This window comes from Sphingomonas sp. ID0503, assembly GCF_048565625.1.
GTDB lineage: Bacteria > Pseudomonadota > Alphaproteobacteria > Sphingomonadales > Sphingomonadaceae > JBLZUR01.
Window position 1 is genome coordinate 3,098,282 of record NZ_JBLZUR010000002.1, and the last position, 25,754, is coordinate 3,124,035.

The window sequence follows — 25,754 nt, forward strand, 5'->3', positions numbered from 1 at the left end:
TTCTCCCCAGACCGGTCTTGATGGAAGATTTCAGCGACATTCTCGCGCCGGGCGCTGTGCTCGCCGAACTGGCCGTGCCGAACAAGAAGACCTTGTTCCAGCACCTCGCCAATTCGGCGGAACAGATCATCGGCGTCGACCAGAAACTCGTGATTGACCGGCTGGTCGATCGTGAGCGTCTGGGCTCGACCGGTTTCGGCGCGGGCGTCGCGATCCCGCACGGCAAGATCGAGGGGCTGCCCAAGGTCCGCGCGCTGTTCGCCCGGCTGGCGCAGCCGATCGATTTCCAGGCGATCGACTCGATGCCGGTGGATCTCGTCTTCCTCCTGCTCTCCCCGCCCGAAAACGGGGTGGAGCATCTGAAGGCGCTGGCCCGGGTCAGCCGCCGGCTGCGTGACCGCGCCTTCGTCGCAAAGCTTCGCGGGGCGGTCAGCCAGGATGCGCTCTATGCGCTGCTCGCCGGCGGCGAAGCCCGCAACGTGGCCTGACGCCTTGAGCGGCTCGCCGGAGACCGGCGCCGACGCGCATTTCCGCGCCCTCGAACGCCTCTACCGCGCGGCGCCGGTCAACAATCTGTTCGAATCGACGCTGGACATCCCTGAGGAAGGACACGCGCGTATCCGTTTCACCATCGACGAACGGCACTACCATGCGGCCGGCGCGGCGCATGGCACCAGCTACTTCAAGATGCTCGATGATGCGGCCTTCTACGCGGCAAACAGCCTCGTCACCGACCGCTTCCTCCTGACCACCGCGTTCAACCTCCTGCTCACCAGCCCGCTCACCGCCGGTCCCGTCGTCGCGGAGGGCAAGTGGATCAGCGGCCGCCGCCGCGTCTTTGTCGCGGAGGCGCGGCTGGTCGATGCGCATGGGGAAGAGGTGGCGCGCGGCACCGGCACCTTCATGCGCTCCAAGATCCCGCTCGCCGGTCTGAAGGGCTACGCCCAGGCGTGACGGCACGGCTAACCGCGCGCGTCCTCGTCTCCGCGATCATCCGCAAGGCGCAGGTCGAAGGCGGTGGCGCGACGGTGCTCGCCAAGGGCGACGAACAGGCCGGTGCCGTGCTGATTGCCTGGGTGGACCGTGGCGTTCACCGCGCCTTGCTCGAACGGCTGCTGGGGAACGACGGAACCTACGCCTGGCAACGAGTCGGCTCCGCCGACTCTCCCGACGCGTACCTCGTGCGCCGCCGCCGGGCGGACCCCGATCTCTGGGTGGTTGAACTGGATATCCCGGACGGCGAACGGTTCGCCGCTGAAATAACCGGCATCGGTTGACGCACCGCAGCACGGCGGCAGATGGCAAATCTGATACCAAGGCGCAGGGCCGATCGTGTTTCATGGCACGGGACGGTCACCGCAGTCGGGGGGAAGATCGGGGGCGGGGTATGGCGTCCCTTTGGTTTGATCGACCCACCGCATAGATAAGTATGTGAATGTCGCTAGACCTTCGCGCCGCGCTTTTCGCGGTCGCCAGCTTCTGCGTGCTCGGGCTGGGCACTGTTTCAGCACCTTCGGTTGCGGGCAATTTCGTCCCCGCGGTTCTGACCAGCCCTTCGGTTTCGACCGACTTCTCCGCCAATAACGACCAGGTTCCCTTGGAAGTTCCCGCAGTTGCCGGGGACCCCGCGATTGGCGAAATGCCGACGGTTAAGGCCGCGACCCTCGCCGGCCTGGTCGAGCAGCGCGCCGATCATGAGGCGGACGACCGAGACGAGGCGTGCCTCGCCTCTACCATCTACTACGAGGCGAAGAGCGAGTCGCTCGAAGGCCAGCTCGCCGTGGCCGAGGTGGTCATCAATCGCAGCAAGTCGGGCAAGTTCCCCGCCGGGATCTGCTCCGTCATCACCCAGCCTAGCCAGTTCGGCTTTGTTCGCGCCGGCCGCTACAATACGCCGCCGCAGTCCAGCGCCGCCTGGAAGAAGGCCGTCGCCATCGCCCGCATCGCCATGGATGGCGAATGGCAGTCGGAGGCGTCCGACTCGCTCTACTTCCACGCCGCCCGCGTCCGCCCCAGCTGGCCCGGCGCCAAGCGCGTGGCTCAGATCGGCGCGCATATCTTCTACCGCTGAGGTCCGAGCGACCACTTCCCACCCCCGTTCGCCCTGAGCTTGTCGAAGGGCCAGCGCCACCGTCGCGCTAGCGCTTCGACAAGCTCAGCGCGAACGGATGAGCGGTCTCTTTCTAAGCATACCCTTGGCCTTGTTCCCCGCTTGTTCTAAGCTGCCTCATGGCCTCCGCCTCCATCCAGCCCTGCTTTGACGACGCCCCCGCCGGCGCGCTGGCGGTCGCTCGCGGGGTCACCCGCCTGTTCTTCCGTCACGATTGGATGGCGATCTGTGAGGTGCCGCTTGGCAATAACCGCCGCGCGGACATCATGGCGATCGGCCCGGACGGCTGCATCACCATCGTCGAGATCAAGGTGGCGCGCGGCGATCTGCTCGGCGACCGCAAATGGCGGGACTATCTCGATTATTGCGACCGCTTCTACTGGGCGGTTCCGACCGGCTTCGACGCCAGCCCGCTCCATGGCACAGACTTCGCGCCCGACATCGCTGGCCTGATCGTCGCCGATCGCTATGACGCGGAAATCGTGCGAGAGGCCGCAAAGACCCCGCTTGCCGCGCCGCGCCGCAAGGCTGAAACGCTCCGCTTCGCCCGCCGCGCCGCCCGCCGGGTGCTCGGCGCGCTCGATCCCAGCCTTGAGGGGCTGGACTGATCGCAGCCGGTTACTTCAGCACCGGCCCTATACTGGTTGCCTTCTTCGGCTTGGCGGCATCCAGTTCCTTGATGATCGCCTGCGACCGGCCGTCACGCTCGGCATAGGCGCGCGCCGACATGCCCGCGCCGGTATCGGCCTGGTTGGGATCGGCACCGCCTGCCACCAGCACGCGCACGCTCGCCAGATCGCGGTTCTGCACCGCGCGGATCAGCGGCGTCTCGCCCGATCCGTTGCCGAGATTCGGCTGTCCGCCAACCGACAGCAGGGTCTGGATGCCCTCCGCCCAGCCGACCGTCGCGGCGAGCAGCATCGGCGTGTTGCCCGTCTTGTCCTTGGCATTCGGATTGGCACCCTTGCCGAGCAGGAAGCCGAGCCAGGTATTGTCCCGGCGCTTGGTGACCAGGTGCAGCGCGCTCTCGCCGGTGTTCAGGTCGCGGGTGTTGATGACCGATCCGCCGCTTCCCAGCAACTCCATGGCCTTCGCGCCGTCCGCGTCCTTCACCGCCTTCAGGAAGTTGTAGGAGGGGGAGAACTGTGCCGTCGCTGGGATCGCCAGACCGAGGCCCGCCACCACCGCCGCGACCGATGCCGCCTTCCCCCAACGCTTCGATGCCACATCGCCCTCCATTCCTTGCGCCGGCCGGATTAGCAGAGCATGGCTGGCTCCGCCATGAATGCAGCTCTCCTTTTCAAGACCTTGGCGTTCGCCGCGACGCTCGCGCTGGCATCCTGCGGTCAGCAGGCCAATACGGCCGCCGAGGCTCCGCTCGCTGGGGCCAGACTGGGCGGTCCCTTCACGCTTACCGATCAGGACGGGCGCACCGTCACGCAGAAGGCGTTCGCCGGCCGCTACGTCCTCATCTACTTCGGTTACACCTTCTGCCCGGACGTCTGCCCGCTCGGCCTCCAGACGCTGAGCCAGGGCCTCGCCGCCTTCGAGAAGAGCGCGCCCGATCGCGCCGCCGAGGTTCAGCCGGTGTTCGTCACCGTCGATCCGGAGCGCGATACGCCCGCCGTGATGAAGCAGTACGTTGCCGCATTCCACCCGCGCCTGATCGGCCTCACTGGCACGCCGCAGCAGATCGCCGCCGTCGCCAAGGAATACGCCGTCTTCTACAAGAAGGTGACTCAGGAGGGCGCCACCGGATACCTGATGGATCACAGCAGCGCCGCGATGCTCTTCGGCCCGGACGGAAAGCCGATCGCGCTGGTGCCGCAGGATCTGAAGCCCGCCGATGTCGCCAAGGTGCTGGACCAATGGGTGCGCTAACCGGCCGCTTCTGGGAGGAAAAGCGCCTCGACCAGCTCTCCCGCGAGGAATGGGAGTCGCTCTGCGACGGCTGCGGCAAATGCTGCCTGCACAAGCTGGAGGATGAGGAGACGGGCGAGGTCTTCCCCACCAACATCGCCTGCCGCCTGCTCGATCGCCGCACCGCCCAGTGCAGCAGCTATCGCAACCGCCACGCCTTCGTGCCCGAATGCGTGCGCCTCACGCCCTCGAAGCTGCGCAACATCGACTGGCTGCCGTCCAGCTGCGCCTATCGCCTGGTCGAAGCGGGCAAGCCGCTCCCCGACTGGCACCACCTCATCTCCGGCGATCGCGAGGCGATCCACCGCGCCAAGGCCTCGGTAAAGGGCTGGACGGTGTCGGAGGACGATGTTGGCGATTTTGAAGACCATGTCATCGAAGGCGAGCTCTGACCTCCTCTTCACCGGCGGCGCGCTCACCCGGCCGCTGACGGTGCGCCGTCATGCCCGCGCGCGGACGATGCGGCTGGTGGTCGATCCGCGCGACGGCACGGTGCGCCTTACCCTTCCACCCCGCGCCGCCCTCCGCCCCGCACTCGCCTGGGCGGAGGAGAAGCGCGGCTGGATAGAGGCGGCTTTGGCGAAGGTCCGGGTCGCCGCACCGCTGGGCGACGGCGCGACCCTCCCGTTCGAAGGCCGTGACCTCACCATCCGCTGGTCGCCCGACCACGGTCGCCGCGTGCGGGTGGAGGGCGACGTGCTCTTCGTCGGCGGTCCACCCGAGTCGCTCGCCCCCCGCATCATCCGCTGGCTCCGTGCCGAGTCGCTCGCCCGTTTCGATGCGCTCACCCGTAAGATGGCGGTGCAGGCTGGTGTGTCGATCGGCCGCGTCTCGATCGGCGATCCGAAGTCACGCTGGGGCAGCTGCGCCGGCTCTGGAGACATCCGCTACAGCTGGCGCCTTATCATGGCCCCACCAGCGGTGCTGGAGTCGGTCGTCGCACACGAGGTCGCCCACCGCCTCCACATGGACCACAGCCCGTCGTTTCATGCGGCGGCGCTTAGGCTGCTGGGGCGGGAGCCCAAGGCGGAGCGCGCCTGGCTACGCGCGAACGGCGCGGCGCTGCACCGGGTGGGGTGATAACTTCTCCAAGCTAAGACCGTCACCCCAGCGAAGGCTGGGGTCGCTCCGATCGGAAGCGCCAAGCTCCGAACCGATGCCAGCCTACGCTGGCATGACCCTCGCGGAAAATCAGTTCCCGCCCGGCTTCCCGTTCCCACCCAGCACCGAATCCAGCCATTGCTGGTCCAGCTGCGGCGGTGCCGCCTGCGGATCGCCCTCATCCGCCGGCGGCGCGTCGGGTGCGGCGACCGGATTGCCGTACTCGTCCACCGGCTGCTCGTAATACGCCTCGTTGTCCGGCTCTTCCTGCCAGTCGGGCATGGTGAGGCCGGTTTCGAACTGTTCCACCGGCCGCTTGTCCACCGCCACCTTCATGAAGTCGCGCCAGGCCTGCGCCGGTGCCCGCCCGCCTGCCAGACCGGGCAGCGCGCGCGCATCGTCGCGGCCCATCCACACGCCGGTGGTGAGGCCACTGGAAAAGCCCATGAACCAGCCGTCCTTGTTGCTGCTGGTCGTACCGGTCTTGCCTGCCACCGGCCGGCCGATCTGCGCGGCGCGGCCGGTGCCGACGGCAACGGCGGTCTGGAGGAGGTCGGTCATCTCCGCCGCCACCTGTGGTGCTATGACCACGCGGGTGAGATCGGGCTGATGTTCGTAGAGGGTCCGGCCGTTCGCGGTCGTCACCCTGGTGATCGCATAGGGAATCGCCGCCACGCCCTTGTTGGAGACGGTGGCAAAGGCCCGCGTCATGTCGATCAGCCGTACGTCGGACGTGCCGAGCACCATCGACGGATGCGTGTTCACCGGCGTGGTGATGCCCAGCCGCCGCGCCATGTCGGCGATCGTCTGCGTCCCCACCTGCTGCCCGATCTTCGCCGCGATGGTGTTGATCGAATAGGCGAAGGCGGTGCGCAGCGTGATCGATCCGGAGAAGCGGCCGGAGTCATTCCGCGGGCTCCAGCTGCCGATCGTCACCGGCTCGTCGACCACCACGCTGTCCGGCGTCGTGCCGTTCTCGATCGCGGAAAGATAGACGAACAGCTTGAAGGCCGATCCCGGCTGGCGCACCGCCTGCGTCGCCCGATTGTAGAGCGAGGAGACATAGTCCTTGCCGCCAACCATCGCGCGCACCGCGCCGTCATTATCCATCGCCACCAGCGCGCCCTGTGCATTGGGCGGCGTGTCGGCGCGGATCGCCGCGTCCGCCGCCTTCTGCATCGAACCGGTCGAGCGTGGTGAAGACGTCTATCGGCTCGGCCGTTTCATCGATCAGCGTGTCGAGCTGCGCCAGCGCCCAGTCGGTGAAGTAGCGGACGCTGTTCTGACGCGGCTCGGCGGCGAAATCGACATTGTCGGGGTCGGCACGCTTCGCTTGCTCGGGCGTCAGGCGCCCGGCATCCACCATCGTTTCCAGCACCACCTTGGCGCGGTCGCGCGCCGCGTCGGCATCGGCGGTGGGGGAGTAGTTGGACGGCGCCTTTACCAGCCCCGCGATCACCGCCGCCTCGGCCGTCGACATCGTGTCGCCGGCATGACCGAAGAACTTGCGGCTCGCCGCGTCGATGCCATAGGCCCCGCCGCCGAAATAGACGCGATTGAGGTAGAGTTCGAGCAACTCGTCCTTGGAGAACTTCCGCTCCAGGGCTAGCGCCAGGATGATCTCGCGGAACTTGCGCGCGAAGGTGCGGCTGTTGGTCAGGAAGATGTTGCGCGCCAGCTGCTGCGTGATCGTCGACGCGCCCTGCGCCCAGCGCCCGCGCTCGACCCGGACAACCAGCGACCGCGCGATGCCGATCGGATCGACACCCGGATGCATGTAGTATCGCCGATCCTCGACCGAGACGATCGCGTCCTTCATCGAACGCCGGGATCTTCGAATACGGGATCCACTGGCCGTAGCTCGGCCCCAGCGACACGATCACCGTCCCGTCGCTCGAATGAACGCGGATCATCTGCCCGTTGGGGGAGGATTTCAGCTCGTCATAGCCGGGCAGCGCCGCAAGCGCGATCAGGACGGCGACGACCAGCGCGGTGAACCCCGCGACGATGGCAAGAAGAACCCAGCGCATGACCTGCCAGATGCGCCCGCGTGCCTTCGGTTTGGATGTCGAGGAAGCGGGCATCGTCCGCCCGCGATTACGCGGAAAGCCGGGGTGTCACAAGCGGGCGAGACCGCGGATGAGCTTGGATATGCGGCTACCCGCCAGAGCCCACCCTTCCGGTCGACCGAGCTTCTGTTCACGCCGAGGCGCGGAGGAGAATTTTAAGCGCCAGAGGCGGAATCACCTTTCTATCCGCGCCTCCGCGTGAACTCAGCAAGCCTGCCGCGGAACACCCAACAGACGTAGGAGGAGCGCCTACTCCGCCTTGAAATCCAGCGACGCCGAATTGATGCAGTACCGCAGCCCCTCCGGCCCCGGCCCGTCCGGAAACACATGGCCCAGATGGCTGCCGCAATTGGCGCAGGTCACCTCTGTCCGCACCATGCCGTGGCTGACGTCGCGATGCTCCTCCACCGCGCCATCCTCAACCGGCTGGGTGAAGCTCGGCCAACCGCTGCCCGAATCGTACTTGGTGCCGCTCTCGAACAGCTTCTCGCCGCATGCTGCGCAGAGATATTCGCCGGTGTCGTGGTTGTTCCAGTACTTGCCGGTGAACGCCCGCTCGGTGCCCGCCTGACGCAGGATCTGGTACTGCTCGGGCGAAAGCTTCTCGCGCCATTCGGCGTCGGAAAGGGCGGCGGCGTTGTCGATCTTGCTGGTCATGGACCGGATATGGGCGGACGCGCGGCCGGCTTCAACCGATGCGCGTCGCTGCCATCATCGCCCGCGCCGCCCAGGGTGCGGCGGCGAGGATGCGGGTCATCAGTGCCGCTGCCCCCGGCCGCTCCGCGACATGCCAAAGGGCTGACGCGCCGCCGATCGGCCGCCGGAGGCGCCGCGCGAAGCCCGGCTGAAAGGCGGCACCGTCGCTCCCATCCAGCCAGGCGCGCGCCGCATGCATCCCGCTCGCCAGCGCGATCGAAATGCCCTCCCCTGCCAGCGAGGGGATGACGCCTGCCTGATCGCCCAGCCGGTACATGCCCCGTTCGCCTCGCCTCGCCCTCCAGCCATAGGGAACGTTGGCGACAGCCTGCACCATCCCGTCGATCTGCCCGATCCGCTCGCCCAGGCGTGGCGCTTCGGCGGCGACCTCGTGCAGCAGCTTCATCGGATCGCCCCCTGCCGCATCCAGTCGTGACTTGCGCACCGCCATGCAGATGTTCGCAGCCCCGTCTTCCTGCAGCACGACCCCGGCATAGCCTTGGCGGAACAGGTGAAGCTCGATCACACCCTCCAGAGCGGAGGTGGTTGCCCTGCGCAGCCTCAATCCGATCGCCGCATCACCATGGGCCAAGGGCCGCGCCGCGCCGCGTATGTCGTGCTTGCCGGTGGCGAGGAACAGAGCCTCTGGTGCCATCACGCGTCCGTCCGCCAGCCTGACGTGCCGTTCTTCGATGGCTCGGACGACTGCGCCCCGCTCGATACCCACCCCGATCGTCTCCGCTCTTCGGCGTAGGGCCGCGTCCAGTGCGCGGCGCGACAATCCCAGAGCGGGCGTACCAAGTTCGGCCTCGGTCACCCGGCCCCCCGCGATCACTCGCAACCGTGTCACCGGCGCACCGGCCACTTCCACGCCGAGTGCATCCAGCTGCGCCAGCGTCCGCCAGCTCAGGAACCCGCCGCAGAGCGCGTCCGCGTCGGCACGCGTCCGCTCCAGCACCAGCGGCTGCACACCGTCATGCGCGAGCGTGATCGCGGCGGCGCACCCCGCCGGGCCCGCGCCGACGATCAGCGGAGCCGTTCGACGCACAGCCGGAAGGGAAAGGCGCAGAACACGCGCGCCTGGGGAACATCGGCCGCTGCCAGTAGCGGAAGCCACTCCGCGGCGCGATAGCTCCGCGCGATCGACAGCTGCCCGTCCTCGCGCACGATGCGGTGGACGCCCATAATCCGCGCCAGCCAGGGATAGCCGAGGTAAGCAAAGCCATGCCGCAGGGCGTCGTTGACGAACCAGCCCGCCACCGCCTCCGCCTCCATGAAGCGCAGGAAAGCGACCATCTGCCCCTTCGTCATATGATGCGCGACGAGGCTGCTGATCACGCAGTCGAACCGCTCACCCGCAAGATCGGCATAGTCGCCGGTCAGGTAGCGGATCGGCGCGCCCGCGCCGGTCGCGGCCTGCGCCACGGCCGCGCTCTTCGCGTTGAGATCGATGCCGACCAGCTCGCACGCCATGCCGCGCCGCTCCGCCCAGCGTGCAATGCTGCGCAACATGCCGCCGTCGCCGAAGCCGACATCCAGCAACCGGAACGACGTCCGATTACCCAATGCACGCCCCAGAAATCCGAGTGTCGGCCGTGCCGCCAGCGTGATCCGATTGACGCGGCCGAGGTCGGTCAGCACCCGCGCATAGGTCACGGCGTCCAGATCGGCCGCATCCATCTGCTCCTCGGCGATCCGCCGCTCGGTGAGCATCACGCCGGCCGGAACCGGAAGCCCTCGGCCGTCATCCCCGGCCCGAAGGCGAGCGCGACGCCGGGCTTCGGCTGCACCATCATCTCCTTCAGCACGAACAGCACCGTCGCGGACGACATGTTGCCATGCGCGTCGAGCACGGCCCGCGATATCGCGAGCGCCTCCGGCTCCAGCCCGAACGCCTGCTCCACGGCGTCCAGGATCGATCGACCACCCGGATGCACCGCCCAGGTGATATCCTCGCCAGCCGCGATCGGCAGGTCTCTCGCCGCCGCCTCGATCCGCTTCGGCACTTCGCCCGACAAATGCATGACAAAGCCATGATCGCCGATCGTCCAGGTGATCAGCCCCGCGCTGTCCGGCAGCGTGCGGGTGAAGAACCCGTCCACCGCCAGCCCCGCCGCCTCGCCCGAGACGATCGCGGCCGCCGCGCCATCGGCGAACAGCATCTGCGCCAGCAGCGGCTCGACCTCACGATCGTCCTGCAGGTGCAGCGTCGATAGCTCCACCGCCACCACCAGCACGCGCGCCGCCGCATCGCCCGCCACGATCTGCGCCGCCGTACGCATCGCCGGCACCGCCGCATAGCAACCCATGAAGCCGATCAGAACGCGCCGCACCTTGCCGCCGAGGCCGAGCCGCTCCGCGATGATCTGGTCCACCCCCGGCGCGACGAAGCCGGTGCAGCTTGCCACCACCAGATGGGTGATCCCCTCCAGCGCGCCGAGTCCCTGGACCGCCTCGACCGCCAGTTCCGGCGCACGCTCGGCATAGATCCGCATCCGCGCCGCCGTGCCGGGCCAGCTTTCGCCTGCGTAGAAGCCGCCATCCTCAAAGCTCGTCTCCGGCAGCACCGACTGCCGCGCCGAGATCCCGGCCCGCCCCGCCATCCGCGTGAAGAGCTTCGCCGCACGCGGATCCTCGATCCGCGCCGCCGCCCAGTCGCAATAGGCCCGGTGTACCTGCCGAGGCGGAACCGCCGTCGCGATCCGGTTGATGTAGACCTCGCCGCCCGGCTCGCCCGGCGTCACGCGCCTCCGCCTTGGCCGGCCGCAACCCTGCCAGTGCCGGCGGCGCGCACGATCTCGGCGTCATGCTCGTGCGGCTGCGGGTGGCCGCCGGTGCGAAGATAATGTTCGTCCAGCTTGGCGATCAGCCGGTCCGCACCTTCGCCGCCGGTGATCCGGATCAGCGCATCGACCTTCGCCTCAAGCCGATCGTCATTCTCCTTCGAGGAGGGCGATCCGATGTAGAGGAAATAGGCGAGGCCCACGACCTGCCAGAGCAGCTGCAGAAACTCCGACTGCCAGTTCTCGAAGGTGTCGCGCCCCATGATGACGAGATATCCGGCGACGTCCGCCTGCGTTCCATGCTCGCGTGCCTCATCGACAAAGGCGTACCAGCCGAACAGCCAGTGCAGCCCTATCGAAACGAGGAAGAACGCCACGGTCAGCCAGGCGTAGGCGTACTTGCGGAAAATGCCGTGCTTCATCGGGTTGCCGTCCTTTCCTGCGGCAATGTGTGGAACGGCACCGGGTTCCGAAAGCCGGACAAATCGGCTAATCCCGCACCGTCGTTGCAATTTATGCTGAATTGCTGAACTGGTTTACGATCATAAAGGCTGGCAGGGTCGAAGATGTCCGAACGCGAATCGATGGAATATGACGTCGTCATCGTTGGCGGCGGCCCGGCGGGCCTGTCGGCGGCGATTCGGCTGAAACAGCTTGCGGCGGAGACGGGGCAGGAACTCGGCGTCTGCGTCCTCGAAAAGGGGTCGGAGATCGGCGCGCATATCCTGTCGGGCGCGGTCGTCGATCCGATCGCCCTCGACGAGCTGATCCCCAATTGGAAGGATCTCGACAGCCCGATGACCGTCCCGGTCACCGAGAACCTGCACTGGGTCCTGACCGAGAAGAAGCAGATCAACTTCCCGCATCTCTTCATGCCGTCCTTCATGGACAACAAGGGCACCTACACCGTCAGCCTGGGCAACCTGACCCGCTGGCTGGCCGGTCAGGCCGAGCAGCTCGGCGTCGAAATCTTCCCCGGCTTCGCCGCGGCCGAGGTGCTGTTCAACGACGACGGGTCGGTCAAGGGCGTCGCCACCGGCGACATGGGCGTCAGCCGGGAAGGCGAGCACAAGGTCGATTACCAGCCCGGCATGGAGCTCCACGCCAAGTACACCTTCTTTGCGGAGGGTGCGCGCGGCCATCTGACCAAGGAGCTGAAGCGCATCTTCGATCTGGAGGCGGATTGTCAGCCGCAGGTCTACGGCCTCGGCATCAAGGAACTCTGGGACATCGATCCCAAAAAGCACGTCCCCGGCCGCGTCATTCACACCCAGGGCTGGCCGCTGACGGAGGAGGTCGGCGGCGGCTTCCTCTATCATCAGGCGAACAATCAGGTTGCCTTGGGCTTCGTCGTCGGCCTCGGCTACAAGAACCCCTATCTCTCCCCCTTCGAGGAGTTCCAGCGCTGGAAGCAGCACCCCGCGATCCGCGCGATCCTGGAGGGTGGCCGCCGCGTGTCGTACGGCGCGCGCGCGATCAACGAGGGCGGGTGGCAGTCGGTGCCGAAGCTCGCCTTCCCCGGCGGCGCGCTGATCGGCTGCTCGGCCGGCTTCGTGAACGTGCCCCGCATCAAGGGCAGCCACACCGCGATGAAGTCCGGCATGCTCGCCGCCGAGGCCGCGTTCGCCGCGCTCCAGTCCGGCCGCGCCGCCGATGAGCTGACCTCTTATCAGGAGACGCTCAACGACAGCTGGATCGCCAAGGAGCTGAAGCTCGTCCGCAACGCCGAACCCGCCATCGCCAAGTTCGGGCCGATCGTCGGCACGCTCTGGGCCGGCACCGACATGTGGATGCGGATGCTGAAGATCGGCCTGCCCTACACCTTCAAGCACCACCGCGATTCGAAGAGCCTGTGGCGCAAGGACATGGTCAAGCCGATCGCCTATCCGAAGCCGGACGGCGTGATCAGCTTCGACCGCCTCTCCTCCGTCTTCCTGTCGAGCACGAACCATGAGGAGGATCAGCCGGTCCACCTGACCCTCAAGGACGCGGCCGTGCCCATCGACGTCAACCTCGCCCTCTACGACGCGCCGGAACAGCGTTACTGCCCGGCTGGCGTCTACGAGATCGTTGGGACGGAACAGGGCGACCCGCGCCTGCAGATCAACGCGCAGAACTGCGTCCACTGCAAGACCTGCGACATCAAGGACCCGACCCAGAACATCAACTGGGTGGTCCCGGAGGGCGGCGGAGGCCCCAACTACCCGAACATGTGAGTTCCGGTGCGGGATTCATCTCCGTTCGTCCTGAGCGAAGTCGAAGGACGGGGAACGAGTGGGACGCTTGGAACCCGTGCTTCGACTACGCTCAGCACGAACGGGTGCTTTGCGGAAAGTGCGTCACGGCGTAACTCTCGCAGCGAATGAAAATCGCCACCTACAACGTGAACGGCGTCAACGGCCGCCTCCCCCGCCTGCTCGACTGGCTGGCGCGGGAGGAGCCGGACGTCGTCGCCCTTCAGGAACTGAAGGCCCCGCAGGACAAGTTCCCCGCCGCCGCGATCGAGAAGGCGGGCTACGGTGCCGTCTGGCACGGCCAGCCGCGCTGGAACGGCGTCGCCATCCTCGCCCGCGACGCCGAGCCGGTGGAGACGCGGCGCGGCCTCCCCGACGATCCAGATCCGACCCAGAGCCGCTACCTCGAGGCGGCGGTTGGCGGCATCCTCGTCGGCTGCCTCTACACGCCAAACGGCAACCCCGCGCCCGGCCCCAAGTTCGACTACAAGCTGAAATGGCTGGAGCGGTTCGAGGCGCACGCCGCCGACCTCCTCGCCACCGGGTTGGAGGTGGCGCTCGTCGGCGACTACAACATCATCCCCACCGACGCCGACGTCTACGCCCCCGAACGCTGGCGCGACGATGGCCTGATGCGGGTGGAGGTGCAGGCCGCCTTCGCGCGCGTCATCGCTCGGGGCTGGACCGACGCCCTCCGCCACCTCCATGCGCAAGAAACGATCTACACCTTCTGGGATTACTGGCGGAACGCCTGGGGCCGCAACGCCGGCCTCCGCATCGACCATCTCCTCCTCAGCCCGTCGCTCCTGCCCCGCCTCAAGGCCGCCGGCGTCGATCGCTGGGTGCGGGGCGAGGAGCGGGCGAGCGACCATGCGCCGACCTGGGTGCAGCTGTGATCGAGCGTACCGGCACCCTCATCCGCAAGGACGGCGGCTTCGCGCTGCGCGGTGACGACGGCATCACCTATCGCCTCGAACTCCCTCGCGTGCCGGTGGACGAGGTCGAGAAACGGGTGCGCGTCACCGGCCTCGCCTCCACCGGCGACTTCATCGACGCCGACGGTGTCGCACTTCTGTAGCATCGCCGCGCGAGAGGCCTGACATGCTCATTGCCGCCCTCGCCTTCGCCGCCGCCTTCGGCCAGCCCCTCGTCATCGCCCATCGCGGCGCGAGCGGGGAGCGGCCCGAACACACCCTCGCCGCCTATGCGCTGGCGATCGAGGAGGGTGCCGACTTCATCGAATCCGACGCGGTGATGACCAGGGACCACGTCCTCGTCGCCCGTCACGAGAACGAGATCGGCGGCACCACGGATGTCGCCGCTCATCCCCAATTCGCCGGCCGCCGAACGACCAAGACCATCGACGGCCAGCCGCTCACCGGCTGGTTCACCGAGGACTTCACCCTCGCCGAACTCAAGACCCTCCACGCCCGCGAGCGCCTCCCCGAACTGCGCGGAACCGCCCATGACGGCCGCGACCGCGTGCCGACGCTGCAGGAGGTTATCGATCTGATCCGCGCCGAGGAGAAGAAGCGTGGCCGCGTCATCGGCTATTATGTCGAAACCAAGCATCCGAGCTATTTCCGCAATATCGGCTTTCCGCTGGAGGAGCCGCTTGTCGCACTGCTGGAAAAGAACGGGTACCGCACCGCCGCCGACCCGATCTTCATCGAAAGCTTCGAGGTCGCGAACCTGAAGGCGCTCCAGCAGCGCACCGCCATCCGCCTCATCCAGCTGATGGATGCGGAGGGCAGACCCGCCGACACCAGCACCACCTACGCCGACATGGCCACGCCCGAAGGCCTGAAGACCATCGCCACCTATGCCTATGGCGTCGGCCCGGCCAAGGCCCTGATCGTTCCCCGCGACGCCGAAGGCCGCAGCCTAGCCCCGACCCGCTTCATCGCCGATGCGCACGAGGCCGGCCTCAAGGTCCACCCCTGGACCTTCCGAAGCGAAAACGCCTTCCTCCCCGCCGAACTCCACAAGGGCGACCAGCCCGCCACCCACGGCGACGCCGCAGCCGAAGTCCGCCAGTTCATCGCCTTGGGTGTAGACGGCTTCTTCAGCGACTTCCCCGCCGACGCGATCGCGGCGCGTAAGTCCGAGACAAACTTACCCTCAACGCCCGACTAACCGGCGCTTCGCTCACGACGGATACGAGCCGCTACAGAGGAAGGAGCGCCTTCGCCATTCAAGAAGGCACTTCGCTCCGCCGGAGAAAGGAGCTTCCATCCTCCAACTATCGTTCTGATATCGTGCACAATAACATTCAGAAGATTTCAATCTTCCGCGCTCGTGGCACGAGAAACCACCGCATTCTTGAGCGCGTGAATCGAAGGCTCAAGCTGAGCTCCGCCAACCAACTATCGATGACAATACTGCGAACGAGTTCTCGGCGAGCTTTCACATTCTGCCGCCACTCAGAAATATCTAGAACCCAAGCTGCCACCGCATCTCTCGCTCTTCTGCGACCACCCACGCACGGCATGTGAGAAGATATTTAGACCTGGAGCGGGCGAAGGGATTCGAACCCTCGACCCCAACCTTGGCAAGGTTGTGCTCTACCCCTGAGCTACGCCCGCTCTGGCGTGACGCCCGCTGGAGGCGGGTGCGTCGAAGTCGCGGCTGTTAGCATCGGCCTTTCGGGGGGGCAAGCGGGATTCGGTGCCTTTCTGCGTCGACGGCCGTTACGGTCGCCTGATGCGCCTCGTCTACCTCGCTCTGGGCCTGCTCGCCGTCGCGCTCGGCGTCATCGGCGTCTTCTTGCCGCTGCTGCCCACCGTGCCGTTCCTGATCCTCGCCGCCTTCTGCTTCGCGCGCGCCAATCCGGCGTGGGAGCGGCGGCTGCTCGAACATCCACGCTTCGGCCCGCCGATCCGCGCCTGGCGCGAGCATGGCGCGATCGGTCGCGCGGGCAAGACCGGCGCGGTGATCGGCCTCACCGGCAGCGCGGTGATCGGCCTGTTCGTCCTTCCCGGCCTCTGGCGCTTCCTGCCGCTCACCGTCGCGGTCGCCTGCGGCGCCTGGATCCTCTCGCGCCCCTCGCGCTGACCGCGACGGGTTGAGTCCCGCTCCCGCCGGGCCCACATAGGACCGATCATTTCTTGGAGGATGGATTGGCGACCCTGGGACTGAGCGCGGCGGAGCGCGACGCCATCGAGGCATTCAAGCGCGACGTGGTCGAGCCGTCGATGACGAGCCTCGTCATCCTCGACTTCTGGGCGGAATGGTGCGGCCCCTGCAAGCAGCTCGGCCCCATCCTCGACAAGGTCGCAACAGACTATGCCGATAAGGGCGTCAAGCTCGTCAAGATCGACGTCGATAAGGACAAGCTGATCGCCGCACAGTTCCGCGTCCAGTCGATCCCCACCGTCTACGCCCTCTTCCAAGGCCAGCTCGTCGCCGATCTGACGCAGGCGCGGACCGAGGCGCAGCTGACCCGCACGCTCGATCAGCTCCTCGCCCAGCTGCCGATCGAGAGCGATGCCAGCCGCCTCGCGCAGGATCTCGCCCCGCATATCGCGATGGGCGAGGAGGTCCTCGCCGCCGGTGACGCTACCCGCGCGCAGTCGATCTTCGCGCAGCTTCTCGACATGGCGCCGGACGATCCCGCCGTTATCGGCGGTCTCGTCCGCGCGCTGAGCGCCGGCGGCGACCTCGACGGTGCGGAGGCGCTCCTCGCCGAACTGCCCGAAGACATTGCCAAGGATCAAGCGATCCAGCGCGCCCGATCGGCACTGGCCCTGGCGCGTGAGGCGCAGCCGGTGGACGACCTCGCCGGCCTCCGCGCGCGTGTCGCCGCAGCTCCCGACGACCTTGAGGCGTCCTACGAACTCGCCGGCGGGCTGATGGCAGCGGGGGAGCGCGATGCCGCCGCCGACCTCCTCCTCGACAGCATCGCGCGCGACCGCAGCTGGAACGAGGGCGCCGCCAAGGCCCGCCTGCTCAAGCTGTTCGAAGTGATCGGCCTCGAAGATCCCTGGGTCGGGCAGCAGCGCCGCCGCCTCTCCGCGATCCTGTTCACCTGACCGGCCTGATGACCAGCAAGGCGGAGACGCAGCGGCTTTCCCTGTTCCCGCTTGCGGGCGCGATCCTGTTCCCGCGCATGCACCTGCCGCTGCACATCTTCGAAGGGCGCTACCGTGCGCTGGTCAGCGATGCGATGGCCCGCGACCGCCGCATCGGCATGGTCCAGCCGCGCGACGCGAAGGAGCCGCCCGCGCTCTACGACATCGGCTGCGTCGGCCACATCATCCACGTCCAGGCGCTGGAGGACGGCCGCTTCAACCTCCTGCTCGAAGGCGTCGCACGCTTCCGCATCACCGGCGAGCGGACCGTCACCACGCCCTTCCGGCAGGTCGACGCCATCCTCGGCATCCTCCCCGATGACGATACGGAACCGCTCACACCGGTGATGCGCGCCGCGCTGGAAGAGGAGTCCCGCCGCTTCGCCCAACGGCGCGGCTACGCGATCGACTGGGATGCGGTCAGCCGCCTCGACGACGAGGCGCTGGTCAACGGCATGGCCCAGGCCGTGCCCTTCGACGTCGCGTCGAAGCAGGCTCTGGTCGAGGCACCGACCGTCACCGATCGGGCAAGCCTGATGATCGACTTCATGCAGTTCACCGGCGCTGGCGATGACGGTGGGACGCTGCAGTAGTCTCCTGCTGCGACCTCCGTTCGTGCTGGTGGCGGCTGAGCGAAGTCGAAGACGCGTATCAAAGCATCCTTCGATACGGCATTTCGACAAGCTCAATGCCTACTCAGGACAAACGGAGGGGGGCGACTAGGCGGCAGCCGCATCCAGCAACCGCCGCTCCAGCGTCTTCAGCCGCGCCGCGCCGTCGATCTTGTCCCCCGTCAAATCGGTCAGGTAGAACGTGTCCACCGCCCGTTCGCCATAGGTTGCGATATGCGCGGAATGGATCATCACCTTCGACTGGAAGAGCGCGTGGGCGAGGCTGTTGAGCAGCGCCGGCCGGTCGCGCGCGTTCACCTCGACCACGGTGTACCGGTTCGACGCCTTGTTATCGATCAGCGCATTGGGCTCGATATGGAATGCCTCCGCCCGCGTCCGCGCCAAGGGCCGCGCGGCGAGCCGGTCGGCAAGGCGGGTGCGGTTGGCCAAGGCATCCTCGATCGCTGTCTTCAGCCGTCCGAGCTGCCCCTCTTCCTCGAACGGCCCGCCGAGCGGCGTCTGCACCAGGAAGTTGTCGAGCGCCATGCCGTCGCGCGTGGTGTGGATATGCGCGTCGATGACACTGCCGCCAGCGAGATGGATCGCCCCCGCCAGCCGGTAGAACAGGCCGGGATGGTCGCCGGCATAGATCGTCACCAGCGTCGCCCCGCGCTCCGCATCGGGCTGTGCCGCGATCGAGAGCGGAGCGGTCCCGGCGCTGTCGATCAGCCGGGCATTGGCCTCCAGCACCTCGATCGGCTCGGCCACCCAATAGGCCTCGGGCAAGCGGCGGACGAGCGCGGCAAAACGCTCCTCATCCCAGCCGAGCCGCTCGCGCACCGCCGCCTGCTTGGCCTCGATCCGCTCGCGCCGCTTGACCGGCTGATGGCCGAGCCGCAACACCTCCTCCGCCGCATGGTAGAGGTTGGCGAGCAACTGGCGCTTCCAGTCGTTCCACACGCCCGGGCCGACGGCGCGAATATCGACCACGGTCAGCAGCAGCAGGAGGCGCAATCGCTCGGGCGACTGCACCGTCTCGGCGAAATCGATGATCGTCTTGGCGTCGGCCAGGTCGCGCTTGAAGGCGGTGGCGGACATCAGCAGGTGATGTCGCACCAGCCAGGCGACCGTCTCGGTCTCGGCAGCACTCATCCCCAGCCGCGGGCACAAAGCCTCGGCGATCGCCGCACCCAGCACGCTGTGGTCGCCGCCGCGCCCCTTGGCGATGTCGTGCAGCAGCACCGCGACATAGATCACCCGCCGCGACACGATCTGCGCCATCAGCTGTGTGCCGAGCGGGTGGTCGCTCTTCAGCTCGCCGCGCTCGATCCGCGCCAGCAGGCCGATCGCGTGGATCGTGTGCTCGTCCACCGTGTAATGGTGGTACATGTCGAACTGCATCTGCGCGACGACGCGGCCGAAATCGGGCACGAAGCGGCCGAACACCTCCGCCTCGTTCATCCAGCGCAGCACCTTGGCCGGATCGCGCGGCGAGGTCAGCACGTCCATGAACAGCGCGTTGGCGACCGGATCGCGCCGCACCTTCTCCCCGACCAGCTTGGCGTCGCGCTGAGCCTGCCGCATCGCTAGCGGGTGGATCTCCATCCCGTACTGATCGGCCAGCGCAAACAGGCGGAGCAGCCGCACCGGGTCCTCACGGAAGAAGCCCTCGTCCGGTATCGCGATCCGATCGCGATCCATGACGAAGCCCTCCAGCTTCTTGCGCCGCATCGGCAGCGGGATGCGCTTGCGGCTGCGCGCGAAGGTCTCGTCCAGATGCGCCAGGAACATGCCAGTGAGATTCCCGACCTGCTTGGCGGTCAGGAAGTACATCTGCATGAACCGCTCGACGGCGGAGCGCCCCGGCCGGTCGGCATAGCGCATCCGCTCCGCCACCTCGCGCTGCATGTCGAAGGTCAGCCGGTCCTCGGCGCGCTTCGAAATCAGGTGCATGTGGCAGCGGACGGCCAGCAGGAAGTTCTCCGCCCTCTGGAACTGCCTCAACTCGCCCGGCGTGAGCAGCCCCGCATCGACCAGCTGCGCGGTCGATCGCACCCGATTCACGAACTTGCCGATCCAGAACAGGGTATGGAGGTCGCGCAGGCCTCCTTTGCCCTCCTTGACGTTCGGCTCGACCACATAGCGGCTGTCGCCCATCCGCTGATGCCGCCCGTCACGCTCGGCGAGCTTCTCGGCGACGAAGGCGCGGGCGGCGCCGTTCACCACCTCCTTGTCGAACCGGTCCGCCGCCTCGTTGTAGAGGTGCTCGTCGCCCCAGACGTAACGCCCTTCGAGGAGCGCGGTGCGGATGGTGAGGTCGCCCTTCGCCATCCGGATCATTTCGTTGAGCGATCGGCTGGAATGACCGACCTTGAGGCCGAGGTCCCAGAGCATGTGGAGCATCGATTCGATGACCTGTTCGGTCCACGCCACCGGCTTGCCCGGCGAGATGAAGGCGATGTCCACGTCCGAAAACGGTGCCATCTCGCCGCGCCCATATCCGCCGACCGCGATCAGGACGAGGCGCTGCGCTGTCGTCGGATTGGGCGCTGGGTAGAGCCGCTCGACGGTGAAGTCGAAGATGACGCGCAGTAGCTGGTCGGTCAGGAAGCTGTAGGACGCCGCCAGCTCGCGCCCGCGCGTCGGGTTCTCCATCGCCCGCCGTGCGATCTCGTCCCGCCCGTCCTTCAGCGCACCCTTCAGGATCGTCGTCGCCGCGCGGCGCAGCGGTGCCGGATCGCTCCCCTCCAACGAGGCAAGCGCATCCGCCACCTGCCGCCGGTCGAAGATCCCACGTTGATTGTGAATGCCCTCGCTCACAAGAGGGAGATAGGCGCTCTAATCCGCTGAGTCACCCGTACCCAAGCGCGCCCACGCCCACGCCCACGCCGTTCGCGCTGAGCCTGTCGAAGCGCCAGCACGCCAGCCTTCCCGGGCACTTCGACAAGCTCAGTGCGAACGGGCCGGCAAGAGTGCATCTTCCCCGGCCCTCCGCCGTGAGCCTGTGGAAGGGCTAGCGCGACAGCAGGCCTACTCCCCCGCCATCGCCTTAAGCCGGTACACCGCCTCCAGCGCCTCGCGCGGGGACAGTGCATCCGCGTCGATCGCCGCCAGCGCCTCGCGCAACCGATCCGGCTTCACCTCCTCGGCCGCAGCGGCGGCGGCGAACAGGGGCAGGTCGTCCAGCCCCGCCGCCAGCCCGCCGGTCTTGGCGCGGCCCGCCTCCAGTTTCGCTAGCACCGCCTTCGCCCGCGCCACCACTGGCGGCGACAGTCCCGCCAGCCGCGCCACCGCCAGCCCGTAGCTGCGATCCGCTGGCCCCTCGCCGAGTTCGTGGAGGAGGACGAGGTCGCCCTTCCACTCCCGCGCGCGGACATGGTGGAGCGAAAGCGCGTCCAGCCGCTCCGCCAGCCGCGTCAGCTCGTGGTAGTGCGTCGCGAACAGGCAGCGGCACCGGTTGATGTCGTGCACCGCCTCGACCACTGCCCAGGCGATCGCGAGGCCGTCATAGGTAGATGTGCCGCGCCCCACCTCGTCGAGGATGACGAAGCTGCGGTCGGTCGCCTGCGCCAGGATCGCGGCGGTCTCGACCATCTCGACCATAAAGGTCGATCGCCCGCGAGCCAGATTGTCCGAAGCGCCGACCCGGCTGAACAGCCGGTCGACCAGCCCCAATGTCGCCCGCTCCGCCGGCACATAGCAGCCCGCCTGCGCCAGCACCGCGATCAGCGCGTTCTGCCGGAGGAAGGTGGATTTGCCGCCCATGTTCGGCCCGGTCACCAGCCACAGCCGGTTGTCGGCCGACAGCGCACAGTCGTTCGCCACGAACCGCTCGCCCAATTTCGCCAGCGCCGCCTCCACGACCGGGTGCCGCCCGCCGGTAATCTCCAGGCAGTTGCGATCGACCAATTGCGGGCGCGACCAGCCGCCCTCGATCGCCCGCTCGGCCAGCCCGCTCGCTACGTCCAGCCGTGCGAGCGCATCCGCCGTCGCCGCGATCGGCCCGGTTCGCGCCAGCACGGCGGCGGTCAGCTCCTCAAGATGCGCCGCCTCGGCCGCCAGAGCATGAGCACCCGCCTGCCCCACCCGGATCGCCGCCTCATGCAGGTCCGGCGCGTTGAACCGCACCGCGCCAGCCAAGGTCTGGCGATGGGTGAACCCCGAATCCGCCGCCATCAGCCCGTCGGCATGACGCGCCGGAACCTCGATATGGTAGCCGAGCACCGCATTATGCCGCACCTTCAGCGCGGAAATCCCGGTCCGCGCCCGGTAATCCGCCTCCAGCGCCGCGATCGCCCGCCGCCCGTCGCTCCCGGTCGCACGCAGGGCGTCGAGAGCCGCGTCATAGCCCTCCGCGATATATCCACCCTGCGCTGTCTCGATCGGCGGCATTGGCACCAGCGCGCGGGAAAGCAGGTCCACCGTCTCGCCATGCCCGCGCAGATCGGGGAGCAGCCGCGCCAGCAGCGCGCCACCCGCCTCCACCCGCGTCAGCCGGTCATGGATCGTCCGTGCCTGTGCAAGGCCGTCGCGCAACTGCCCAAGGTCGCGCGGGCTTCCCCGCCCCGCCACCAGCCGCCCGATCGCGCGCCCGATGTCCGGAATCGCCTTCAACGCCGCCCGCAGCGCATCCCGCGCGCCACCATCCGCCACGAACGTCGTGACGAGATCGAGCCGCTCCTCGATCGCCCCGACCTCACCCAGCGGTGCCGCGATATCGCCCGCCAGCATCCGCGCGCCGGCACCCGTCACCGTGCGGTCCACCGCGTCGAGCAGGCTGCCCTTGCGCCCGCCGCCCTGCGCCTGCGTCAGCTCAAGGCTCTCGCGCGTCGCCGCGTCGATCCGCATATGCCCTTCGGCCGCCCGCGCGACCGGCGGCTGCAGGAACGGCAGCGCCGCCTTGGCGGTATGCTCCAGATAGGCGAGCAGGCCGCCCGCCGCCGCCAGGCTCGCGCGGTCGAACTGGCCGAAGCCGTCCAGCGTCGCGACCCCGAACCGCTCCTTCAGCCGCGCCTCGCCACGCCCCGAGTCAAAGCTCGCCCTCCCCCGCACGATCGCATCCGCCGGCGGCTCGACGAACCCCTCCGACACGATCACCTCTGACGCCCCCAGCCGCGCCAGTTCCGCGTCCAAATTGGCGGCGGCGACGCTCGCCAGCTCGAACCGCCCCGTCGAAATATCCGCCGCCGCGACCCCCACCAATCCACCCGCCTCGGCGAGTGCCACCAGCCAGTTGGACGCCCGCGAATCGAGCAGCGTATCCTCGGTCAGCGTCCCCGGCGTCACGATCCGCACGATCGCGCGCGCGACCAGCGCCTTCGATCCCCGCGCCTTTGCCTCCGCCGGCGTCTCGATCTGCTCGGCGATGGCGACCCGGTGCCCCGCCCGGATCAGCCGCGCCAGATACCCCTCGGCGGCATGAACCGGCACCCCGCACATCGGAACGGCATTACCGCCATGCTCGCCCCGCGCAGTCAGCGCGATGTCCAGCGTCGCCGCCGCCGCCTTCGCATCCTCGAAGAACAATTCGAAGAAGTCGCCCATCCGGTAGAACAGCAGGCAGTCCTCGGCCTCGGCCTTGAGCGCCAGGTACTGCGCCATCATCGGGGTAGGGGCGGCGTCGGCCATCAGCGCGCTCTAGCGCGAACGGGAAGGAGAGTGCCAGATTCGGACGAAGGCAATTGTCGGCGGGGGGCGGTCGCTCCGGCGCACCTCATCCTCCCCCGCCAGGGGGAGGTGGCGCTGACAAGCGACGGAGGGGAGGGCAGCGGCGCACTCCGAATGGAGAGGAAGCCGCCGCCCTCCCCCTCCGTCAGGCAAGCCTGACACCTCCCCCTGGCGGGGGAGGATGGGTCCTTACTGCGGGTTGTCCGCGGTCCCCACGCCCTCGCCGGCGCTGCTGCCGACCGTGCCGATATTGCCGAACAGCTCGCCCAGGAAGCTGCGATGGCGGCCGAGCGTGGGGGTCTTGCCGCCCTTGGGGCTGATCGATACGACCTGCTCCATCCCCATCTTGTTCACCGTGGCGACATTGCCCGCCTTGTCGAACTTCACCGCCAGCACAGTCTGGCCGACCGCCTTGGGGTTGGAGAAGGCCAGCTGCCGCGTCTCGCGGGCGATATAGTACCAGGTCTCGTCGCCATATTCGCTGGCGAAGGTCGGGCGGCCCAGTGTGCCGGCCACCGACTGCCGGTTGTCGACACCCGGCTGGACCGAGGAGATCAGCGCCGAATCGACCACATAGCCCTTGTGATCGCGGATCCGCGCGCAGCCGGACAGGCCGGTCACCGCGATGGCGGCGATCAGCGTGCCGCCGATCCAGGGCTTCAGCGATGCCGGCATGCACGTCACTCCACGGGCGGGCGCGAACGCCAGGCCCTTCAAAAACCAAGGCAGCGGGGCTAACTCCGCTTGGCAACCTCATTATCCGCCGCTTGGGGCCAGGCGCAAGCGGCGCATGCGCGACAGGAATCCCGTCCTTTGTCCTTCCTCGCCCGACTGTTCGGCAGACGCGACGGCCGCGCGGCTTATCGTCCGCTCTATGCCGCCGTGGTCGCCCGCGCCCGCGATCCGTTCTGGTATCGCCACGGCCGCGTGCCGGACAGCATCGATGGTCGCTTCGACATGGTCGCCGCGATCCTCGCTCTCGTCCTCCTCCGCATCGAGGCCGAGGGGGAGGGCGCACGCGAAGCCGGCCCGCGCCTCACCGAGGTGTTCGTCGAGGATATGGATGGGCAGATCCGCCAGTTCGGCTTCGGCGACATCGTCGTCGGCAAGCATATCGGCGGCATCATGGGCGCGCTCGGCGGCCGCCTTACCGCCTACCGCGCCGCGCTGAAGGGCGATCGCCCGATGACCGAGGCGGTGTCGCGCAACATCTACCGCGATTCGCCGCCGGAGGAGGAGACGGTGCGTCTGGTGGCCGATCGCCTCATTGCCTTCGCCACAGCCTTGGGCGCGACGCCCTTCTCCGCCGTAATGGCGGGCGACCTGCCATGACCCCCGAATTCTCCCGCCCGGTGCGGATCGACACCATCGGCGACGCACCCCGCCACCTCGCGATCGAAGCTGACGAGAGCGAGCGCCGCCGCCTCGCCGGCCGCTTCCGCCTGGTCTCGCTAGACGTCCTCAGCGCCGAGGCGGACGTCTCCCGCGACGCGATCGGCATCCTCGCCATCGGCCGCATCCGCGCCTCGGTCGTGCAAAGCTGCGTCGCCAGCGGCGAGCCGGTGCCGGCCAGGATCGACGCCCCCTTCCGCCTCCGCTTCGTGGCGGACGCGGTCGAGGGCGACGAGGTCGAGCTGAGCGAGGACGATTGCGACACCGTCTTCTACGAAGGCGGCGAGGTGGATCTCGGCGAGGCCGCTGCCGAGACCCTCTCGCTTGAACTTGATCCCTTCCCCCGCGCGCCGAATGCCGAGGCGGTCCTCCGCGAAGCCGGCGTGGTCAGCGAGGATGAGGCCACCGGCGGCGCCTTCGACGCGCTCAAGGCGCTGAAGGACAAGCTCGGCAAGTAGCCGTCATGCCAGCGAAGGCTGGCATGACTTGCTATAGGGCACCCCCGCTAGACGCGATCCCAGCCTGCGCTGGGATGACCCCTCCGGGGTCAGAACGGAACGTCGTCGTCCAGGTCGCTGTCGAACACCGGCCGCTGCTGCTGCCCGCCGCCACCGCCACGCGATCCGCCACCACCGCCGCCATAGCCGCCGCCCCCGCCAGAGGGCGCACCGCCACCGAAGCCGTAATCGTCACCGCCACCGGAATAGCCGCCGCCACCCCCGCCGCCGCCTTCACCGCGCCCGCCGAGCAGGGTCAGCGTGCCGTTGAAGTTCTGGATCACGATTTCCGTGGTGTAGCGGTCCTGGCCCTGCTGGTCCTGCCACTTCCGCGTCTGCAGCTGGCCCTCGATATAGACTTGGCTGCCCTTGCGCAGATACTGCTCGGCCACGCGGCCGATATTCTCGTTGAAGATCGCGACCGAATGCCATTCGGTCTTCTCCTTGCGCTCGCCGGTGCCGCGATCCTTCCAGGTCTCGGTCGTGGCGATGCGCAGGTTCACCACCTTGCCGCCGTTCGAGAAGCTGCGCGACTCGGGATCGCGCCCGAGATTTCCGACGAGGATGACTTTGTTGACGCTGCCGGCCACGGGCGCGTTCTCCC

General features: G+C 68.0%; 27 protein-coding genes, 1 tRNA gene and 1 pseudogene. 17 read left to right on the plus strand and 12 right to left on the minus strand.

Translation table 11 applies throughout. The annotated features are described in order from the left end of the window. The first annotated feature begins 20 nt into the window (after positions 1-20). The 5 genes from ACM608_RS16170 (at position 21) to ACM608_RS16190 (ending at position 2,718) form a co-directional block, all read left to right on the plus strand. Positions 21-488: a PTS sugar transporter subunit IIA gene (locus ACM608_RS16170; protein ID WP_419684591.1), complete on the plus strand. Its 468-nt coding sequence runs from the start codon at positions 21-23 to the stop codon at positions 486-488. After that, positions 448-954: a PaaI family thioesterase gene (locus ACM608_RS16175; protein WP_419684593.1), complete on the plus strand. Its 507-nt coding sequence runs from the start codon at positions 448-450 to the stop codon at positions 952-954. The genes ACM608_RS16170 and ACM608_RS16175 overlap by 41 nt, the downstream gene beginning before the upstream one ends. Next, entirely contained in the window at positions 951-1,277 is a 327-nt protein-coding gene (locus ACM608_RS16180; protein ID WP_419684595.1) for a DUF1491 family protein, read from the plus strand. The genes ACM608_RS16175 and ACM608_RS16180 overlap by 4 nt, the downstream gene beginning before the upstream one ends. 158 nt (positions 1,278-1,435) lie before the next feature. Beyond that, positions 1,436-2,071, plus strand: coding sequence for a cell wall hydrolase (locus ACM608_RS16185; RefSeq protein WP_419684597.1), 636 nt, complete (start codon positions 1,436-1,438; stop codon positions 2,069-2,071). A gap of 158 nt (positions 2,072-2,229) precedes the next feature. After that, positions 2,230-2,718 carry an MmcB family DNA repair protein gene (locus tag ACM608_RS16190; RefSeq protein WP_419684599.1) on the plus strand — a complete coding sequence of 163 codons (489 nt, stop codon included), beginning with the start codon at positions 2,230-2,232 and terminating at the stop codon, positions 2,716-2,718. 10 nt (positions 2,719-2,728) lie between these two features. Here the strand turns inward: ACM608_RS16190 and ACM608_RS16195 are convergent, their stop codons facing one another. Next, on the minus strand, positions 2,729-3,349 hold the full coding sequence (locus ACM608_RS16195) for an ankyrin repeat domain-containing protein (RefSeq protein WP_419684601.1): 621 nt from the start codon (positions 3,347-3,349) through the stop codon (positions 2,729-2,731). Between the two features lie 27 nt (positions 3,350-3,376). Here ACM608_RS16195 and ACM608_RS16200 point away from each other — a divergent pair, with 27 nt between their 5' ends. From ACM608_RS16200 to ACM608_RS16210, 3 genes are read left to right on the plus strand one after another with little or no spacing between them, the layout of a single operon-like run. Next, positions 3,377-3,991 carry an SCO family protein gene (locus tag ACM608_RS16200; RefSeq protein ID WP_419684603.1) on the plus strand — a complete coding sequence of 205 codons (615 nt, stop codon included), beginning with the start codon at positions 3,377-3,379 and terminating at the stop codon, positions 3,989-3,991. Next, complete coding sequence (locus ACM608_RS16205; RefSeq protein ID WP_419684605.1) at positions 3,979-4,422, plus strand: YcgN family cysteine cluster protein; 444 nt, start codon at positions 3,979-3,981, stop codon at positions 4,420-4,422. Before ACM608_RS16200 ends, ACM608_RS16205 begins: the two co-directional genes overlap by 13 nt. After that, a complete protein-coding gene (locus tag ACM608_RS16210) occupies positions 4,400-5,110 on the plus strand; it encodes a M48 family metallopeptidase (RefSeq protein WP_419684606.1) in 711 nt (236 codons plus the stop codon). The genes ACM608_RS16205 and ACM608_RS16210 overlap by 23 nt, the downstream gene beginning before the upstream one ends. Before the next feature lie 111 nt (positions 5,111-5,221). Here the strand turns inward: ACM608_RS16210 and ACM608_RS16215 are convergent. From ACM608_RS16215 to ACM608_RS16240, 6 genes and pseudogenes are all read right to left on the minus strand, one after another. Beyond that, positions 5,222-7,161 (minus strand): annotated as a pseudogene (locus tag ACM608_RS16215) (transglycosylase domain-containing protein). A gap of 288 nt (positions 7,162-7,449) precedes the next feature. Next, positions 7,450-7,857 carry a peptide-methionine (R)-S-oxide reductase MsrB gene (gene msrB, locus ACM608_RS16220; RefSeq protein WP_419684607.1) on the minus strand — a complete coding sequence of 136 codons (408 nt, stop codon included), beginning with the start codon at positions 7,855-7,857 and terminating at the stop codon, positions 7,450-7,452. A 31-nt stretch (positions 7,858-7,888) separates the two neighbouring features. Further along, the gene (locus ACM608_RS16225) at positions 7,889-8,944 is read right to left on the minus strand and encodes an NAD(P)/FAD-dependent oxidoreductase (protein WP_419684608.1); all 1,056 of its coding nucleotides are present in this window, start codon (positions 8,942-8,944) and stop codon (positions 7,889-7,891) included. After that, the gene (locus ACM608_RS16230; protein ID WP_419685253.1) at positions 8,923-9,609 is read right to left on the minus strand and encodes a methyltransferase domain-containing protein; all 687 of its coding nucleotides are present in this window, start codon (positions 9,607-9,609) and stop codon (positions 8,923-8,925) included. Before ACM608_RS16230 ends, ACM608_RS16225 begins: the two co-directional genes overlap by 22 nt. After that, on the minus strand, positions 9,609-10,640 hold the full coding sequence (locus tag ACM608_RS16235; protein WP_419684611.1) for a type III polyketide synthase: 1,032 nt from the start codon (positions 10,638-10,640) through the stop codon (positions 9,609-9,611). Before ACM608_RS16235 ends, ACM608_RS16230 begins: the two co-directional genes overlap by 1 nt. After that, on the minus strand, positions 10,637-11,101 hold the full coding sequence (locus ACM608_RS16240; RefSeq protein WP_419684612.1) for a DUF6766 family protein: 465 nt from the start codon (positions 11,099-11,101) through the stop codon (positions 10,637-10,639). Before ACM608_RS16240 ends, ACM608_RS16235 begins: the two co-directional genes overlap by 4 nt. Before the next feature lie 144 nt (positions 11,102-11,245). Here ACM608_RS16240 and ACM608_RS16245 point away from each other — a divergent pair, with 144 nt between their 5' ends. From ACM608_RS16245 to ACM608_RS16260, 4 genes are all read left to right on the plus strand, one after another. Further along, on the plus strand, positions 11,246-12,895 hold the full coding sequence (locus ACM608_RS16245; RefSeq protein ID WP_419684613.1) for an electron transfer flavoprotein-ubiquinone oxidoreductase: 1,650 nt from the start codon (positions 11,246-11,248) through the stop codon (positions 12,893-12,895). Positions 12,896-13,041: 146 nt separating this feature from the next. Beyond that, positions 13,042-13,809 (plus strand): exodeoxyribonuclease III, encoded by a 768-nt coding sequence (locus ACM608_RS16250; RefSeq protein ID WP_419684614.1) that lies wholly within the window; start codon positions 13,042-13,044, stop codon positions 13,807-13,809. Continuing rightward, a complete protein-coding gene (locus tag ACM608_RS16255) occupies positions 13,806-13,991 on the plus strand; it encodes a DUF5818 domain-containing protein (RefSeq protein WP_419684615.1) in 186 nt (61 codons plus the stop codon). The genes ACM608_RS16250 and ACM608_RS16255 overlap by 4 nt, the downstream gene beginning before the upstream one ends. Before the next feature lie 23 nt (positions 13,992-14,014). Further along, on the plus strand, positions 14,015-15,049 hold the full coding sequence (locus ACM608_RS16260) for a glycerophosphodiester phosphodiesterase (RefSeq protein ID WP_419684616.1): 1,035 nt from the start codon (positions 14,015-14,017) through the stop codon (positions 15,047-15,049). A 374-nt stretch (positions 15,050-15,423) separates the two neighbouring features. On the opposite strand, the gene ACM608_RS16265 is transcribed toward ACM608_RS16260, so the two are convergent. Then, positions 15,424-15,498 (minus strand) — tRNA-Gly (locus ACM608_RS16265). 115 nt (positions 15,499-15,613) lie between these two features. On the opposite strand from ACM608_RS16265, the gene ACM608_RS16270 reads away from it, so the two are divergent. The 3 genes from ACM608_RS16270 (at position 15,614) to ACM608_RS16280 (ending at position 17,576) form a co-directional block, all read left to right on the plus strand. Then, positions 15,614-15,967: a YbaN family protein gene (locus ACM608_RS16270; protein WP_419685255.1), complete on the plus strand. Its 354-nt coding sequence runs from the start codon at positions 15,614-15,616 to the stop codon at positions 15,965-15,967. A 65-nt stretch (positions 15,968-16,032) separates the two neighbouring features. Next, positions 16,033-16,944, plus strand: coding sequence for a tetratricopeptide repeat protein (locus ACM608_RS16275; RefSeq protein ID WP_419684617.1), 912 nt, complete (start codon positions 16,033-16,035; stop codon positions 16,942-16,944). Between the two features lie 8 nt (positions 16,945-16,952). After that, positions 16,953-17,576: an LON peptidase substrate-binding domain-containing protein gene (locus ACM608_RS16280; RefSeq protein ID WP_419684618.1), complete on the plus strand. Its 624-nt coding sequence runs from the start codon at positions 16,953-16,955 to the stop codon at positions 17,574-17,576. Positions 17,577-17,702: 126 nt separating this feature from the next. Here the strand turns inward: ACM608_RS16280 and ACM608_RS16285 are convergent, their stop codons facing one another. From ACM608_RS16285 to ACM608_RS16295, 3 genes are all read right to left on the minus strand, one after another. Continuing rightward, on the minus strand, positions 17,703-20,414 hold the full coding sequence (locus ACM608_RS16285; protein WP_419684619.1) for a [protein-PII] uridylyltransferase: 2,712 nt from the start codon (positions 20,412-20,414) through the stop codon (positions 17,703-17,705). Positions 20,415-20,624: 210 nt separating this feature from the next. Beyond that, the gene (gene mutS / locus ACM608_RS16290) at positions 20,625-23,198 is read right to left on the minus strand and encodes a DNA mismatch repair protein MutS (RefSeq protein ID WP_419685256.1); all 2,574 of its coding nucleotides are present in this window, start codon (positions 23,196-23,198) and stop codon (positions 20,625-20,627) included. A 252-nt stretch (positions 23,199-23,450) separates the two neighbouring features. Further along, the gene (locus ACM608_RS16295; protein WP_419684620.1) at positions 23,451-23,936 is read right to left on the minus strand and encodes an outer membrane protein assembly factor BamE; all 486 of its coding nucleotides are present in this window, start codon (positions 23,934-23,936) and stop codon (positions 23,451-23,453) included. 138 nt (positions 23,937-24,074) lie between these two features. On the opposite strand from ACM608_RS16295, the gene ACM608_RS16300 reads away from it, so the two are divergent. Together ACM608_RS16300 and ACM608_RS16305 are read left to right on the plus strand one after the other, a co-directional pair. Continuing rightward, entirely contained in the window at positions 24,075-24,593 is a 519-nt protein-coding gene (locus ACM608_RS16300; RefSeq protein ID WP_419684621.1) for a ubiquinol-cytochrome C chaperone family protein, read from the plus strand. Then, positions 24,590-25,111 (plus strand): YceD family protein, encoded by a 522-nt coding sequence (locus ACM608_RS16305; protein WP_419684622.1) that lies wholly within the window; start codon positions 24,590-24,592, stop codon positions 25,109-25,111. Before ACM608_RS16300 ends, ACM608_RS16305 begins: the two co-directional genes overlap by 4 nt. An 89-nt stretch (positions 25,112-25,200) precedes the next feature. On the opposite strand, the gene ssb is transcribed toward ACM608_RS16305, so the two are convergent. Next, positions 25,201-25,740 (minus strand): single-stranded DNA-binding protein, encoded by a 540-nt coding sequence (ssb, locus tag ACM608_RS16310; protein WP_419684623.1) that lies wholly within the window; start codon positions 25,738-25,740, stop codon positions 25,201-25,203. Between the last annotated feature and the right edge of the window lie 14 nt (positions 25,741-25,754).